15 protein-coding genes and 2 riboswitches are annotated in these 15296 nt (G+C 46.9%); of the genes, 12 read left to right on the top strand and 3 right to left on the bottom strand.

Translation table 11 applies throughout. From position 1 onward, the window contains the following. The first annotated feature begins 1 nt into the window (after position 1). The 4 genes from H583_RS37995 (at position 2) to H583_RS0123920 (ending at position 3215) form a co-directional block, all read left to right on the top strand. Positions 2-469: a hypothetical protein gene (locus H583_RS37995; RefSeq protein WP_028562692.1), complete on the top strand. Its 468-nt coding sequence runs from the start codon at positions 2-4 to the stop codon at positions 467-469. Then, on the top strand, positions 459-941 hold the full coding sequence (locus H583_RS0123930) for a hypothetical protein (RefSeq protein WP_028562691.1): 483 nt from the start codon (positions 459-461) through the stop codon (positions 939-941). The genes H583_RS37995 and H583_RS0123930 overlap by 11 nt, the downstream gene beginning before the upstream one ends. Positions 942-1141: 200 nt before the next feature. Further along, a complete protein-coding gene (locus tag H583_RS35610; protein ID WP_081667512.1) occupies positions 1142-2053 on the top strand; it encodes a helix-turn-helix domain-containing protein in 912 nt (303 codons plus the stop codon). Positions 2054-2147: 94 nt separating this feature from the next. Then, on the top strand, positions 2148-3215 hold the full coding sequence (locus H583_RS0123920; RefSeq protein WP_028562689.1) for a phosphotransferase enzyme family protein: 1068 nt from the start codon (positions 2148-2150) through the stop codon (positions 3213-3215). 177 nt (positions 3216-3392) lie between these two features. On the opposite strand, the gene H583_RS0123915 is transcribed toward H583_RS0123920, so the two are convergent. After that, positions 3393-3950: a CBS domain-containing protein gene (locus tag H583_RS0123915; protein WP_028562688.1), complete on the bottom strand. Its 558-nt coding sequence runs from the start codon at positions 3948-3950 to the stop codon at positions 3393-3395. A gap of 75 nt (positions 3951-4025) precedes the next feature. Then, on the bottom strand, positions 4026-6668 hold the full coding sequence (gene mgtA / locus H583_RS0123910) for a magnesium-translocating P-type ATPase (RefSeq protein WP_028562687.1): 2643 nt from the start codon (positions 6666-6668) through the stop codon (positions 4026-4028). Between the two features lie 362 nt (positions 6669-7030). Continuing rightward, positions 7031-7203: riboswitch (M-box (ykoK) riboswitch) on the bottom strand. A 263-nt stretch (positions 7204-7466) separates the two neighbouring features. After that, a riboswitch (M-box (ykoK) riboswitch) is annotated at positions 7467-7645 on the top strand. A 393-nt stretch (positions 7646-8038) separates the two neighbouring features. Here mgtA and H583_RS0123905 point away from each other — a divergent pair. The 6 genes from H583_RS0123905 (at position 8039) to H583_RS0123880 (ending at position 12612) form a co-directional block, all read left to right on the top strand. After that, a complete protein-coding gene (locus H583_RS0123905) occupies positions 8039-8740 on the top strand; it encodes an MgtC/SapB family protein (RefSeq protein WP_028562686.1) in 702 nt (233 codons plus the stop codon). Between the two features lie 41 nt (positions 8741-8781). Continuing rightward, positions 8782-9561, top strand: a complete 780-nt coding sequence (locus H583_RS34075) for a magnesium transporter MgtE N-terminal domain-containing protein (RefSeq protein ID WP_036710990.1) — start codon at positions 8782-8784, stop codon at positions 9559-9561. Between the two features lie 185 nt (positions 9562-9746). After that, a complete protein-coding gene (locus H583_RS0123895; protein ID WP_028562685.1) occupies positions 9747-10148 on the top strand; it encodes an RrF2 family transcriptional regulator in 402 nt (133 codons plus the stop codon). Between the two features lie 94 nt (positions 10149-10242). Continuing rightward, on the top strand, positions 10243-10521 hold the full coding sequence (locus H583_RS34070) for an MBL fold metallo-hydrolase (protein ID WP_051236921.1): 279 nt from the start codon (positions 10243-10245) through the stop codon (positions 10519-10521). Positions 10522-10546: 25 nt separating this feature from the next. After that, positions 10547-11650 carry an AbrB family transcriptional regulator gene (locus tag H583_RS0123885; RefSeq protein WP_036710890.1) on the top strand — a complete coding sequence of 368 codons (1104 nt, stop codon included), beginning with the start codon at positions 10547-10549 and terminating at the stop codon, positions 11648-11650. 293 nt (positions 11651-11943) lie between these two features. Continuing rightward, positions 11944-12612, top strand: coding sequence for a hypothetical protein (locus H583_RS0123880; RefSeq protein ID WP_051236919.1), 669 nt, complete (start codon positions 11944-11946; stop codon positions 12610-12612). Positions 12613-12715: 103 nt separating this feature from the next. On the opposite strand, the gene H583_RS0123875 is transcribed toward H583_RS0123880, so the two are convergent. Then, positions 12716-13297: a TetR family transcriptional regulator gene (locus H583_RS0123875; protein ID WP_028562682.1), complete on the bottom strand. Its 582-nt coding sequence runs from the start codon at positions 13295-13297 to the stop codon at positions 12716-12718. Positions 13298-13466: 169 nt separating this feature from the next. Here H583_RS0123875 and H583_RS0123870 point away from each other — a divergent pair, with 169 nt between their 5' ends. Together H583_RS0123870 and H583_RS0123865 are read left to right on the top strand one after the other, a co-directional pair. Then, a complete protein-coding gene (locus H583_RS0123870) occupies positions 13467-14099 on the top strand; it encodes a histidine phosphatase family protein (RefSeq protein ID WP_028562681.1) in 633 nt (210 codons plus the stop codon). Between the two features lie 303 nt (positions 14100-14402). Further along, positions 14403-15296 carry an ABC transporter permease gene (locus tag H583_RS0123865; RefSeq protein ID WP_028562680.1) on the top strand — a complete coding sequence of 298 codons (894 nt, stop codon included), beginning with the start codon at positions 14403-14405 and terminating at the stop codon, positions 15294-15296.

Below are 15296 nucleotides of genomic sequence, written 5' to 3'. Positions count from 1 at the left end.
CGTGCCGTACACCACAATTATTGAGCAAAATGCAGATGAGGTACGCAACATTCTGCAAGAGCATGATATGATCCTGGAACATCATTCTAATGTTGTGATTGAAAAGACGGATTCTGAGGATGAAGATTACGATGTCCGGAAGAAAAAGATCAGGATCGCCCGAGACAACTGGGACCGCCTGATTATTTTTACAACGATGGTTCAGTTTTTAAACACGTTTTATGCAAAAGGGACACGTAATGTACGCAGACTGCATCAGATGTCGAATGCGGTCGTCATTTTTGATGAAGTCCAATCTGTACCTGTAAAATGTATTTCCTTATTCAACGCTGCTCTATATTTTTTACAGCTTATTGGCCGTTCCAGTTTGTTGCTATGTACAGCCACCCAATCGGCTCTTGAAAAGCCAGAAAGAGGGCTGAATAAACCAAAATATTTCCTAGATGGGAGGAATTGTTATGAAAGCTAAAACGAAATGGATATCAATCATAATTTCACTATTAGTTATTTGTTCTATAATATTTTTGCTTAAATCGAATAACAGCAATGAAACGATTTTAAATAAAGCTTCCAAGATGAACTTATACGAGTCTGGAAATAAAATAGAAGTCATTAAAAATACCGAGAGATATAACAGAATATTAAAGTTGATTGTTATGGATTTCCCAGATAGTTATGGGTTTGACCCTCCAGTTTCAAATGAAGAGTTTGAAACAATCAAAAATTTCTCAGTAGAATTTGAATTAAATGAACCAGAAACAATTGAAGCAAATACTGCTGATGGTAGGAAAGAGTTTAAGGTCACTTCAATTATTTTCCCATTAGATGACAGGTGGGGATATCAAGCATATGTTACAACAGAAGATGATTTGAATTATTTTATAGGTTACAGAGATAATTTAAAGATTTTGGTTAGGAATATAGTTCCAACAACAAATTAATTATAAAGAATAATTGCTTCATAAAAACCGCCTCACTTCAAGGCGGTTTTTATATGGTCATAAATCAACATTGGAATTTAACATTCCTTTTCATTAAAAAGGGGTGTCGTTTGTTATTTGGCTGCATGTAAAATCTTTTTTCTCCATCATCTGTAAATTCCCCTATTGAATTTGCTATTATGTCTATATAGGAAACCAAAATATGCTGGGAGTGTGACATCGGTATCGAACCATACAAACTTTTATCTGAGCTCCTATTACGAATAGAGGACAATATTGCCGGCACCAGAGAGACAGAATATCTCGATGAGCTCCCGGTCTCCACCGTTCATTTACGTCGACTCTTCAAGTTCGTTTTCGGCGTGCCGATGCAAAGCTATATTCGCTCCCGCAAGCTGGCCGCCAGCCTGGAGAAATTGATGCTGACCGGGAAGCGGGTCCTCGACATTGCTATTGAATGCGGCTATGGGCATGAGCAAGCCTATATCCGCGCTTTTAAGCGAGAGTATGGGCTGACGCCTGGCGAATACAGACATTCTGGAACAAACATTCATATCACGCCTCCTTTTCATCTGTTCCCCGAAAACAATGTGTGCGAAAATGTGGTGTACGGGCCGAATATGGTCATGATTCCATCCTTTCATTTGATCGGGCGAAGGCAGCGCATCGAGATTGCTGAAGCGCCGACAGAAGCGCCCAAAGCGGCCAGGCAGTTTTGGCGGAACGACCGGCATCAAGTGCCTAATCCGGCAGAACCCCATATTTATTATGGTCTGAGAACAACACCTGACCCATCGCTTAGCTGGACGGACTATCTGCCGTCGATGCGCGTCCACAATCTGAACGATATTCCTGACGGCTTTACAGGCGACACCGTCCCGTCTTCTTTATGCGTCTATTTTCGCTCTATCGGGAACCATCATTATGAGGAAATTGACGAGCCGAGGGCAGAGGCGCTGTATACCGCTATCGATCGGCTTGCCAAGGAGCATAGTGGAAAATACGAGCTGTTGGATAGCGAGTTGTTTTTCGAAAAAGTCGATATGGATTCCTATGATGGGCAGTATTGTCAAATGGAATGGTTCGCGCCCATCATCGTGCGGAGCAATTAATATGATCAAAAAAGTTCATTGCCTGTGCCGTTGATATGGTACGCTCTTATTGCATCAAAACTAAAAATAGAGGCTTACGAGAAAGGAAGATCGAATGAATTATAATGAGGTCGTTTCACTTGGAGAATTGCTTACGGCAGCATCGGAGTTGTTCGGGTTGGAGGGCTATGCCATTCAACAGATTCCGCCACATGAAGGTGGCCGGAATGTCGTCTATACCTTTGAAAAAGAAGGTGAGGGCGCGAAAATACTCCGAATTTCTTTCCTGCCTGACAGGAGCCGGGAAGATTTTCTGGGTGAAATGGAATATGTAAGGTATTTATTTGAGCACGGAGGCAGCGTCTCAAATGTCATCAGCTCCCGGCAGGGGAATCTGGTTGAAGAGGTTAGGCATAATAATCACACCTTCTTTATCTGCCTGTTTGAAAAGGCCAAAGGAAAACTGCTGGTGGAAAATCACTATCAGTACCGGGAAGGCGCTCCGCTTTCCGAATATTTTTATAATTGCGGGAAAGTTCTGGGGAACATGCACCAAATATCGAAAGGCTATACGCCAGTCCATCGCCGGCATAGTTTTTTTGACAAAATCAATGCCGATTATATAGATAAACTGATCCCCGACTCCTTATCTCTGCTTAAGGAGAAGATGGTAGCGCTCCTGAATACCTTGGGAGAATTGGAGAGGAACCAGGAGACGTTCGGGTTGGTTCATTTTGATTACAATGACGGGAATTATTCCATCGATTTTGATAACGGGCAAATTACCGCATATGATTTCGATAACTCATGCTACTGTTGGTATATGTTTGACCTGGCAGATGTCTGGGGAAACGGCGTAGGGTGGATCCAATTTGAACCGGATGCCGCTAAACGCAAAGCATTTATGGACGATTACTTTGAAACCATCCTTGCGGGATACAGATCCGAGACCAGGCTCGATGATTCGATGTTGGATATGCTGCCCTTGTTTATCAACGTCAATATGCTGGAATATATTATTGAGGGATTTAAGGATATGCGTGATAGCGGCGAAGAACCGGAGTGTGATGAGGAGTTGTCGTTTCGCATAAAATGTATGGAAGATGATATCCCGTATAAGGGATTTTTCGATAAAATTTACTCTTTTGAAAAACCGTTTCAATATCAAAAACGAGACATCTAGTCTTTTGTAATGCCGTGATTTTGCCATAGCAAATCCAGCGGCATATCCTATTGCCAAAGGACAAGCAGCAACTGGCTGAACCTTGCCCGTGAAAAAGGAGGGAGGTTCAGCCAGTTGCGCAATTGCCGTTCTGTTGCATGGATATCCAATTTTCATAGTGTAGTTCTGCTCATGGACTCAAAATGAACCTGATTCATTGACCGCCATGCCCTGGTTTCCCTTGAAATATCCTGACCCCGATTTATCCGAAGCGGAAGACGGGACTAGCGTCCCTGAAAATCTGTACAAGTATTCAATGACATCGTTGCGGCCCACAATGCCAGTGACAGATTTGCCGTGCCCGACCAAAATATGGTCCACATGATCCTCACCGAGCATGGCGGCCACCTTTTCAACCGGGGTATGCTCCGGGATAATCGTTAACTGGCGTGAAGCGACGTCCATTACATTGCAGCGGATCAGATGGCGGATCTTATGCTTCAGATCAATCTGGTCCAACCAGACAATGCGCTGGTTGAATATATGCCAGGACGGTGCGGGAAAGAGAATCGGCTTATGCTTTCCGATATAACGCATCATATCCCGGGTGCTGATAAAGCCGATGGCTTCATTCCGGCTGTTTACGACAGGAGCTGAGCTAATGCCATGCTCACCAAACAGCTTTAATACCTGGCGGATGGAAGCTGTTTCTTTAATTTTTATCACGTTTCGTGTCATCAGCATAGAGATGTTCATGTGGGTAAACCTCCTTCTGGTACGGCAGGCGGGCTGATCTGCCCAAATGGCATGATCAACTGAACCTGTTAACTCTTACAACCAGCTGTTGAATTTGCGGATATACCATTTTTTAATGATTTGTGTCAGTACACAGTACGACAGTAATGTTACGACAAGCCAAGGGAAGTACGCCATCGGCAGCGGCTGCAGCCCGATGCTTGAACCGAATCCGCTGAATGGCAGGTAAATGCCAAGAGCCATAATGAGGCTGGTCAGCAGAATGACAGGTGCACTGGCACGGCTTTGGATGAACGGTATTTTCTCTGTTCGAATCATGTGCACGATTAGCGTCTGTGACAGCAACCCTTCAATAAACCAGCCCGACTGGAACAGCGTCTGGTGCTCCACAGAGTTGGCCGAAAATACATACCACATCAGCGCATAGGTCGTAATATCGAAAATGGAGCTGATTGGACCGATAAATACCATGAACCGGCTGACAGATTTTGCATCCCATTTTTGCGGCTTGCGCAAATATTCCTTATCCATCCGGTCCCACGGAATGGAGAGCTGGGAAATGTCGTAGAACAAATTTTGAATCAGCAGGTGAATCGGCAGCATCGGCAGAAACGGGATGAATGCACTGGCTACGAGCACGCTGAACATGTTGCCGAAGTTGGAGCTGGCCGTCATTTTAATATATTTGATCATGTTGCCAAACGTAATTCGCCCCTGAATGACCCCTTGCTCCAAAACCATCAGGCTTTTCTCCAGCAAAATAATGTCCGCTGATTCCTTGGCAATATCAACAGCCGTATCTACCGAAATCCCCACATCCGCTTCCTTCAGCGATACTGCATCATTAATGCCGTCGCCCATAAAGCCGACCGTGTGGTCTTTGCTCTTCAGTACCCGGACGATCCGGGCCTTTTGCAGCGGGTTGACTTTGGCGAACACGGTTGTTCTCTCTGCAACATCCGCCAACTGTTCATCGGTCATCGCTTCGATGGAGCTGCCGAGCAGAATATCGTTAACCTTGATGCCGACATCCTTGCATACTTTGCGGGTAACCGCTGCGTTGTCTCCGGTTATAACCTTGACGTCAATGCCGTTTTCCTTGAGTGCCCGAATAGCGGTTTTGGCGGTTTCCTTCGGCGGATCAAGGAAGGCGAGGTAGCCGACAAGCATCAGTTCTTTTTCATCCTGAATGCCATAAGCCTCTCCGCGTGCTCCAGTTCGCTTGATTGCAACAGCCAGCACACGCAGGCCGTCCGTGTTCATATTGTGGACCAGTGTCTGCACCTTCTCTGTCATTTCACCAGTCAATGGAACCGGATTTCCGTTCTCATCCGCAATATGAGAGCTAATGCTGAGCACTTCTTCCATGGCCCCTTTGCAGATCAGAAGATGATCATTGTCCTTCGTCTCCAAGACGACAGACATCCGGCGGCGATTGAAATCAAAAGGGATTTCATCCACTTTATGATAGTTCTTTTCCGCACCCAGCATAGAAGTGAGCTCGGCATGTTCCAGCACGGCGACATCGAGCAGGTTTTTCAGACCAGTCTGATGGTAGCTGTTCAAATATGCATACTCCAGCACCTTCTGATTTTCCTTGCCCCGCACATCGAGATGCTTCTCCAGAATAATCTTGTCCTGGGTCAGCGTCCCGGTCTTATCCGTACAGAGAATATCCATGGCACCAAAGTTCTGAATGGCATTGAGACGCTTGACGACGACCTTGTTGCGCGCCATAGTGGCTGCGCCTTTGGCCAGATTTCCTGCCACAATGACGGGCAGCATTTCGGGTGTCAAACCAACTGCTACCGACAAGCCGAACAGAAGCGCTTCCCACCAGTCGCCTTTGGAAAAGCCGTTAATGACGAATATGATCGGCACCATAATCATCATGAAACGGATCAGGACGAATGTAATGCTTTTGACGCCTTTATCAAAGCTGGTCAGAGGCGGCTTGCCGACTAGCGTACTGGCCATGGAGCCGAAGTACGTATTGGAGCCGGTTGCTACTACAACTGCTGTCGCAGATCCGCTCACGACATTGGTGCCCATATAGCACATATTGTTCAGCTCCAGCGCGTTTGAAGGCTTGATCTGTTTGCGTGCCAGCTTCAGCACTCCGCGCGGAAGGGTATCCATTTTCTCCACAGGCATGGCTTCACCGGTTAGCGCGGATTCGCCTACATGCAAATCTTTGGATACAAGCAGCCTCACATCGGCCGGAACCATATCCCCGGCAGACAGATGAATGATGTCACCGGGGACGAGAAGCTCCATATCGATCTCTTTGCGTCCGTCTATGCGGGTTACGGTTGAGGTCGTTTTGACCATCGCTTTCAGCTTCTCGGCTGTTCGTGACGAGCGGTATTCCTGTGTAAAGGTAATGATAATGCTGACGGAAACCATTGTCCCAATGATAATAACCGCCTGGACATCGTCATCCATGAAATAGGAAAAGGCCGCAAGGGACAGCAGGATGAGGATGAAAGGATTTTTGAAGCAGCTCAGCAGTTGAATGTACCAGGCTGGTGTTTTGTCATGGGTAATCTGGTTTTTTCCATATCGATCCAGCCTTGTTTTGGCTTCTGAGTCAGACAAGCCTTGACGGCTTGTGCCGAAATCCTCAAGCACATCCTCCTCCATCGCGACGGATGATTGAATGAGTTGCTCGGCAATCATTTGGGTCCATTTTTCTTTGTCTTTCGTTACTTTTTCCATGTGTAGCTCCTCCTCGGGCAGACTGCTGTCAGTCTGCAGGTCCAATAAAATGCATGCAAAAAAAGCTCTCCCTGTCGGCCAGAGAGAGCTTGAATTTGAACCGCACCGAGGCATTCACCGGTCAAAAGCGCATACTTAAATAAACCCGGCGGAAGTCGCTTTTTTCGCGGGGAATTAAGCAGGATAATGAACGGAGAGCATCGCGGATACGATTCTCTCTCTGGATTGAATTTCTAACGGTCAAACAGCATATATAACCGGGACTACTATCCATGCGGTTATTCCCCCTTTGCGAAATAAAATGGCAACAGAAAAACCCTCCAGCCGGCCAGAGGGTCAAAAAAGCGCACAAAAAAACACTTTCGATTCCCCCTAGTCGAGCTTTGGCACTATACAACGTAAAGAGATTTTGGATCTCTTAGCCACCTTATGAAAAGCCTTAACCCGGCAATCCCTGTTCTACCCATGGGCATCTTTCGATATTTCTGGGCAGTGGCCTGTGTTCGTATAGGAGCCTCACCTAACGAGGACATATTCAATTCCACTGCCATCGTACGCCTTGTTTTTTTGTTTGTCAAGAGAAAATTTTAATTTTTTGAAATGCGGCAAGCATCCTTATATGCTATGCATGTGCTGGATGAATGGATATCCATTTACAGCCCGAAAGGAGCTTGCACTCCGAATGCAGCGGTTGGGAATTCTGCGAAGTCTAATAAGGCGTGATAGCATAAGCAAGATTTTCACTGTCCAGACTATTGACAAGCTCTGTAGCCGCGGGTTAGAATCCTCCATGTACAAATCAGTCCTCGTTAGGTGAGGCTCCTATACAAACACAGGCTGCTGCCCAGCCACATCGAAAGATGCCTACGGGTAGAACAGGGATTGTCGAACTAAGGCTTTCCATAACGCAGCTAAGAAGTGGTTCCTTCATTTCTTTACGTTGTATAGTGCCAAAGCCCGGACCAGGGGAGACGGTGTGCGTCATTGACGCGCTCTTGACCCTCTTCGTATTTTGGAGGGTTTTTTATTTTGAAAAGGGGGGATATGCGCATGGACAGCAGCCGAAGTTCGCTAGTTGAATATTTCATAACTGCACAAGATGTAAAGAGGCATATACTGTACGGCTATTGCTGTCATGCGCCCCTTGTTTGATATGCCATCTGTTCCCTGGCGGAGCAAGTGAATGAGACAAGCTTATTTTGCCATGCGGACAGCCGAATACAGTATTCGCGATCAGCGCTCTTTTACAGGGGCGCTTTTTTTATGTGCAAATTGCATCGCTGGGCAGGTACACAGCTACTGAATCGGGACGACTGAAAATAAATGTCCCGTCCCTGCCGGGAGCAGGATGGAGGGAGGAGATTACGGTGATGATGGAAATGATGATGAAGCTTGGGTTGGCACTGGTCTTCGGGATGCTGATTGGCATTGACAGACAGATCAAGCACAAGCAGTTGGGGCTCCGGCCCAGTATGGTCATCTGTGTGGCAAGCTGTCTGATTACGCTGGTGTCTATTCATGCCTTTGGCAAATTCGGCGGGACGAATCATCCGAATATGGACCCGATGAGATTGGCAGCCCAAATTGTGAGCGGGGTAGGCTTTATCGGAGCAGGTGTTATTCTTCGCAGGAGCAACGAGGTTATTTCCGGGTTGACATCCGCAGCGCTGATCTGGTCGTCCTCGGCGCTTGGTATTGCGATTGGGGCGGGGTTTTATGCGGAAGCCGCAGTGGGTGTTATTTTACTGATTGCTGCTGTCAATGTAGTGCCTATACTGATCAAATCGATTGGCCCGGAGACGCTGAGCCGCCATGATGTAGCGGTCAAAATTATGGTAGAGCCCAACTACCGGATGACAGAGCTGATCAAAACGATTGAACGCAAAGGACAGGACGGTATAAATGCCAAGCGCGAGTTCAAAATCCGCTACATGAAGCTGAAGGACTTGGAGAACAATTGCCAATTGATTGACCTGACGCTTTCAGTTCCGGATTCCCAATACACCACAGAAATTTATTACTATATCAAGAAAATCGACCATGTTCAGAGCGTTGAGGTCGAGCAATTATAGCGGTCAAGGCTATATGGATGGCATGAGAGGAGGGAGCAGCAATGATGAAGCTGCATCAATATAAATTCAAAGAGGAATATACCTATTACATGCTGCAAGCGATAAAGGACGGGCGGCAGGATCTTTTTCGCAGGGATTTCCTGGACCTTCATCCGTCAGATCAGACAGAATTCTTTCTCAGCCTGGATCAGTTGAAGCGGGAGCGTGTCTATTCCTTTCTGTCTCCTGCAGAATTTGGGGAAATCTTCAGTGAACTGATTCCCGGAATACAAAAGGAGATGATTGTCGAGCTAAACAGGGACTATGCTGTTGCTATGCTCAATGAGCTGCCTTCTGATGATGCGGCGGATTTCTTCGGCCTGCTTTCACAGAAGGAAGCTGATTTCTTTCTCAACCGGATGGAGAAGGAGGAGGCGGACGATATTAAGCAACTGCTCGCATACGAAGAAGGAACGGCCGGATCACTAATGACCTCGGATGTATTCACCATTGCGGCTTCAGAACGGGTAACAGATGTTTTGAACCGTCTGCGATTAAAAAAGACGAACGCGGAGACGATTTATTATCTGTATGTAACGGGTGACGACGGCTGCTTGAAGGGTGTCGTATCGCTGCGCCAACTGATCATTTCCCCGGGAGACAGTCTGATTGCAGATATTATGAATGGAAAGCTTATTACCGTCCCGGCAGGCGCGCACAGACTTGAAATATTGGAGATTATTAAAAAATATGGCCTGCTGGCCGTACCTGTTGTGGAGGGAGAGGACGATGCACTCATCGGGATTGTGACGTTTGATGATCTATTGTCACTGGCTGATTAAGAAATGCATGAAATATTAAGGAGAGTAAAAAAGCTTTAAAAAAGCTCCGGAACGGCTGCTTCATGAGCGTAAATCCTGAGCTTTTTTACGTTGGCTATGCATGGGCGGGATTCACCAGAAGTTGAACTTGAAAATTTAATGTGCTAAAATTAGCACATTAAATCAAGGGAGAATATCCGTAACCTATGGCACAGATCAAACGTTTTGGATTTGGCGTGCAGGCGCTCATCGTGCTGGCTTCTGATTCGGAGCAGCGCTCCAGCACCGAAATCGCTGAGCATATTCATTGCGAGCCGACTGCGCTCCGCAAAATTTTATCCCAGCTTGCCGAAGCCGGGATTGTCGAGGTGAAGCAGGGACGAACAGGCGGCTATCAGCTTGCCCGCAGCCCGCAGCAGATTACGTTAAAAGAAGTATACAAGTCTTTGCATGAGGAAGATCCGCTATGGGACCGCATGCTGGACACGACAGGGAATCATTTGTTTGGCCGGAAAGTCAGAGTTTCGTTCCAAAAAATTATGACCGATATCAGTGTACAGGTGGATTATGTTCTTGGGACCTACACGATTGCGGATTTGCTGGACTGATTTTTTTGTCTAAAATGTGCAGAAATTAGCACATAAATAAAAATCCATCGATCTTGCAAACTAGTGGATAGGAGATGTTAGGGATGAAGATCAAATGGTTCGGACAATCGGCTTTTTTGTTTGTTACCGAGGCGGGTACCGTACTTTGGATGGGGCAGAGGCTGTGCAGGTCATGCACCAGCTTAAGCCTACGATTACCATCCCTATGCATTACCGGACAAAAGCGCTTGGCATTCCCGGCATGATTTTATTTGATAAAGTCGATAAATTTCTGAATGCATCCGGGCAACATGTCGAGGATGTAAGCGAGCTTCATATTACAAAAGAAGGTCTGAACGATTATAAAGGTATTGTTACCTTCCAATATCAATAAGCATGACCAGACAGGAGGTAAGGAAATGGAACCACTGGTGAAGAGGGGAAGCAACGTAAAGGGGATTCTCTTCACGCTTGTTACAGCAATTGCAGGCGCAGCCCTGTTTAAGCTGCTGCATGGTCCGATTCCATGGCTGCTCGGGCCCATGATTGCGGTTCTCATTGGCTCGTCCGTATTCAAAGTCAAGTATGTATGGCCCGGACAACTGCGCAATTCCGGCATGATTATCGTTGGATATACGATTGGCTTATCAATGACAGGTGCGGCACTTCGAGAGATGGCCGGGCTGCTTCCGTCCATGCTGCTTATGACGCTGCTGCTGTTGATTCTATGTGCAGGCATCGCATATATTGTATCCAGGCTCTCCAATATTGATTACAAGACGGCGCTTATGGGCAGCATACCCGGCGGTCTTACCCAGATTGTGGCGCTCGCGGAAGAAACCAAGGGTGTTGATCTGACCATTGTAACCGTCACACAAGTTATCCGGCTCATGCTCATTATTGTGTCTGTGCCGCTGCTTGTATTCAGCCCGATTTTCGGCGGCGTGCATAATCCGGCTGCAGCCGTTCCTGTACCTGTAGAGGCTGCAAGCTGGGCAGCATTTTTCCCAAACGGAGTTTGGTTTGCCATCGTCTGTGTAGTCTGTGCACTTGCAGGGAACCGGATTAAATTTCCGACGGCCTTCTTGCTCGGTCCTGCCATCGGAACTGCTGTCCTGCAAGGGCTCGGAATGTACGGTCCTGCACTCCCGCCGCTTCTGCTTAATGCCGCCCAATTGTTGATCGGCGCTTATATCGGCCTGTTATTAAAGCCGGGCAAGCTGACGCAAAAACTAAGAACGATAACGCTGGCTGCAACAAGCGGATTATTGCTTATTGCTGTTGCCTGCGGACTGAGTGAACTGCTGGCCATGCTGCACACGGTATCTCCAGCGACAGCGCTGTTAAGCCTGGCTCCCGGCGGAATGGATCAAATGGGCATCCTTGCTCACGAAATAGATGCGGATCTGTCCATGGTCGCGGGATACCAGTTGTTCCGGACATTTTTTATTTTCTTCCTGGTGCCGCCACTGCTGAGATTTATATTTCATTGGTCGGCGAAAAGGGTAAAACAGACCGGGTAATTGTGAAGGACGTTGCGCTAAGTTCTGCATTTGAAGCTAATTTCTCATTAATTTCGCATATCAAAGTTAACGTTAAGCTGCATATTATACGGATGATTTAGTACACGTTGAAATCGGCACCCGGTGCTCCCTAACAGGAGGCCGGGTATTTTTTCATAGTATAGGTGGATTATCTGCCTTAGCTAAAGCAGTCAACGGGCTAGTTAAAGCGTTTATTAAACTCCTCATTGACAAAACTAATATCATTAGTTTAAATTGAAGATATCTCAAATATAGTGAGGAGAAGATGAAATATGATTGCTCAGACTGGAAAATTCCTGCAAATAAATGAGCCGGCTGGCCGTGTACGTATGGCTGCTGTTCTGTTTGGTCTTGCCGGCTTGCTATTCATTCTGTACCCGGTGATTCGGCCATTTTCAGACGAGATTACATTATCTGGTGCGGAAGCGTTCGGATCGGTGAACTGGATTGTGGCTCATGTACTGGCAATGCTCGGATTTATGTTTTTAACCTTGGGTTTATTCGGCCTATATTTAAAGCTTCGGGAATGTGCTGTCAACCGTCTGGCTTACTTCGCCTTTATAATTGGTTTTTTGGGGACGGGATTGACTCTGCCTTACTACGGTGTTGAAGTATTCGGCCTTTACGCGATCGGTCAGGAAGCGCTCAAACAGCATAATGCCTCACTGCTCAGTCTTGCCGATGATATTCGTTTTGGCGCTGGCTTTATTCTGATCGTTCTTGGTTTGCTGCTGTTGGCCTCCGCTGCTATTTTGGCTGCTGCTGCGATCTGGAAGTCCCGGATGCTGCCCAAATGGAGCGGAATTCCGCTTGTGCTCGGCTTTTTACTCTATTTGCCGCAATTCCTTGCGGGGCAGCCGCTGCGTATTGCACATGGATTGCTTGTTGCCGTGGGGTGCATCTGGATTGCTTTTGTAATGTGGAAAGAAGAAAGAAATTAATGAATGGTCTTGAGCAAGGGGACTTACTAAAGCAATATAAAGCGCTAAAAAAATATGCAGCGAGTATTCGGAGCGATTATTCGCTGCATATTTTTACGGGGAATCATGTATGGTTTCCAGGTTCAGCTTGCGTGATGACCTTGACTGCTGTACCAATGGCAGTTCTCAAAGCATCCATATTTTGAACGGCTTCCGGATAAATAGTATTGCCAAAAGGGTTCGCAGCTGTCCATGCGGTAGCTAGTGTCATGGTGGTAGCCAGAATGAATCCGGGAGAGAAAGCCGAACCGATTTCCCCCGAATTTTGCGCCTCCAGCAGTGCTGCAAGCTTCTTGTCCTGCAGATCGCGGCGCTCGGCAGGATTCTCTATTTTTTGTTCCAGACTGAACCATGACATCAGCCGCATCAAATCGGGATTTGCCATCGTGTAATCAAATGCGCGCATAGCATAACCCGGCAAGTTCTCCGGTGTAAAGGCAATATCTTCATATACCCGTGACAGGTGCTTTTGCAGAAACGTACTAAATAGCGTTTCTTTGTTCTCAAAATAAATATAAATCAAATTCTTGTTGCAGCCTGCATTTTTGGCAATCCGGTCGACTCTGGCGCCAGCAATTCCAAACGCCGAAAATTCCGCCATAGCTGCCTCCAGAATACGTTCTTTTGTTGCATCTGAATTACGCAATCATATCATCCTCACTAAAATTCAAACAGATAAACAGCTTTTAATAGAAGTTTTGTCCGGAAAGCTGGCCCTTGAGATCAAAGTAATGTTAATCTTAGGGAGAAGCTGCTTATGAATGACTATGGATGCAGCAGCGAAATGGATTTGACCAGAGCGGGGGAGAGCGACCTTGACAACAACTACAATTTATCTGACCAGACACGGACAGACCGAATGGAACGTGCAGCACCGTATGCAGGGGCATCAGGATTCTGCACTCACACCGCTGGGAATCCAACAGGCGGAATGGCTGGCTCAGGGCATGCAGGGTACTGTACTGGATGCTGTCTATGCCAGTCCAAGTCTGCGGGCTTTTCGCACGGCCGAAATTATTAGGGGAGAACGCAATATCCCGCTTCATGCAGCGGAGGCATTTATGGAACTGGGTCTGGGAGAATGGGAGGGCCGCACATCGGAGGAGAACGAGGTGACCCATCCGGATCAGTACAGCTACTTTTGGGAAGATCCGATCAAGTTCAAGATTAAAGACAGTGAGACCTTTGAGGAGGTAAAGTTGCGGGCCTTGGCCAAGCTGCAGGACATAGTAGCGGCACACAGAGGGCAATCGGTATTGATTGTGACCCATACTGTCGTCATTAAGGTGCTGATGACACATTTGGAGGGCAGACCGCTTCATAAACTATGGGATTTGCCGTATATTCACCCGACTTGCCTGAATCGGATCGACTTCAAAGACGGGTCTCATGAGATTGTGCTGCATGGGGATATCAGCCATTATGAATCGGATGCAGATGAAGTGTAATATTCATTGAAGCGATGCGCATGATCCCAGTAGTGAGTTCTGGAACAATGAGTTCACACTTTACAAATTCTTCGTCCCTTCCGCTATCAAGAGTGACTATTAGTGGAGGAAGGACTTTAACACAAGCCCCGGAAGCTGCTTTCCGGGGCATTTTCTTTTGTGATTCACTTGCTTGGTCAAAGGATGAATTCATCATTTTTTTGCAAGCGCTTCAAAATCTCCAATCAAAACGATAAAAAACCAATCGTTATAGTATGGTTCCGCTTTCATCCGGGTTCTATAATAAAGGCCAGGGGTGATAACATGCTAGCCAGACTAACAAAATACCGTTGGCAGTATCTGATGATTTTACCGGCCGTCGTCCTGCTGTTCTTATTCAGCTATATTCCGATGATCGGCATTCAAGTGGCATTCAAGGATTTTCATATCGGGCTTACGATGTGGAACAGCCAGTGGGTGGGCTTTGAAAATTTCGCTTTTTTGCAGGATGAACAATTTTGGATCGTGGTGAGAAATACAATCTACATTGCCGTGCTGAAATTCATAACCGGCTTTCCGGCACCGATTATTCTTGCCCTTATGATTAATGAAGTGAGACATGGCGGCTTCAAACGGTTCGTGCAATCCGTGAGCTATCTGCCGCACTTCTTCTCTTGGATTGTAGTCGCTTATATCCTTCAATCGTTGTTAACACTTGATGGGGGTCTTGTCAACCAGCTGATTGTGAACATGGGCTTCGAGCCAATCTTCTTCCTCGGCTCCACCGAGTGGTTCCGTCCGATGGTTGTGGCGAGCGGCTTGTGGAAAGAGGTCGGCTGGAATACAATTTTGTACTTGGCGGCAATTACTTCGATTGATCCGCAGCTGTATGAAGCAGCCAAGGTAGAGGGAGCCGGCAAGCTGGCGCAAATTCGCCATATTACGTTTCCGGGCATTCTCCCGACAATTTCAATCGTACTGATTCTCAGCATGCCGAGCTTGATTACAGTGGGCATGGATCAGATTTATCCGCTGATGAACCCGGCCAACCAGCCGGTCGCAGATGTACTGGATACGTACATATTGCGAAGCGGCTTGCAGCAAGGCTACTTTGGCATGGCAACGGCAGTCGGTCTGCTTTCCTCGGTCATAAGCCTGTTACTGGTGCTCTTCACAAACCAAATGGCGCGGAAATTTAACGGGGAAGGACTGTGGTAG

It is taken from the genome of Paenibacillus pinihumi DSM 23905 = JCM 16419 (genome assembly GCF_000422505.1).
Classification (GTDB): Bacteria; Bacillota; Bacilli; order Paenibacillales; family Paenibacillaceae; genus Paenibacillus_D; species Paenibacillus_D pinihumi.
This window is presented reverse-complemented; position numbering and strand designations above follow the sequence as displayed.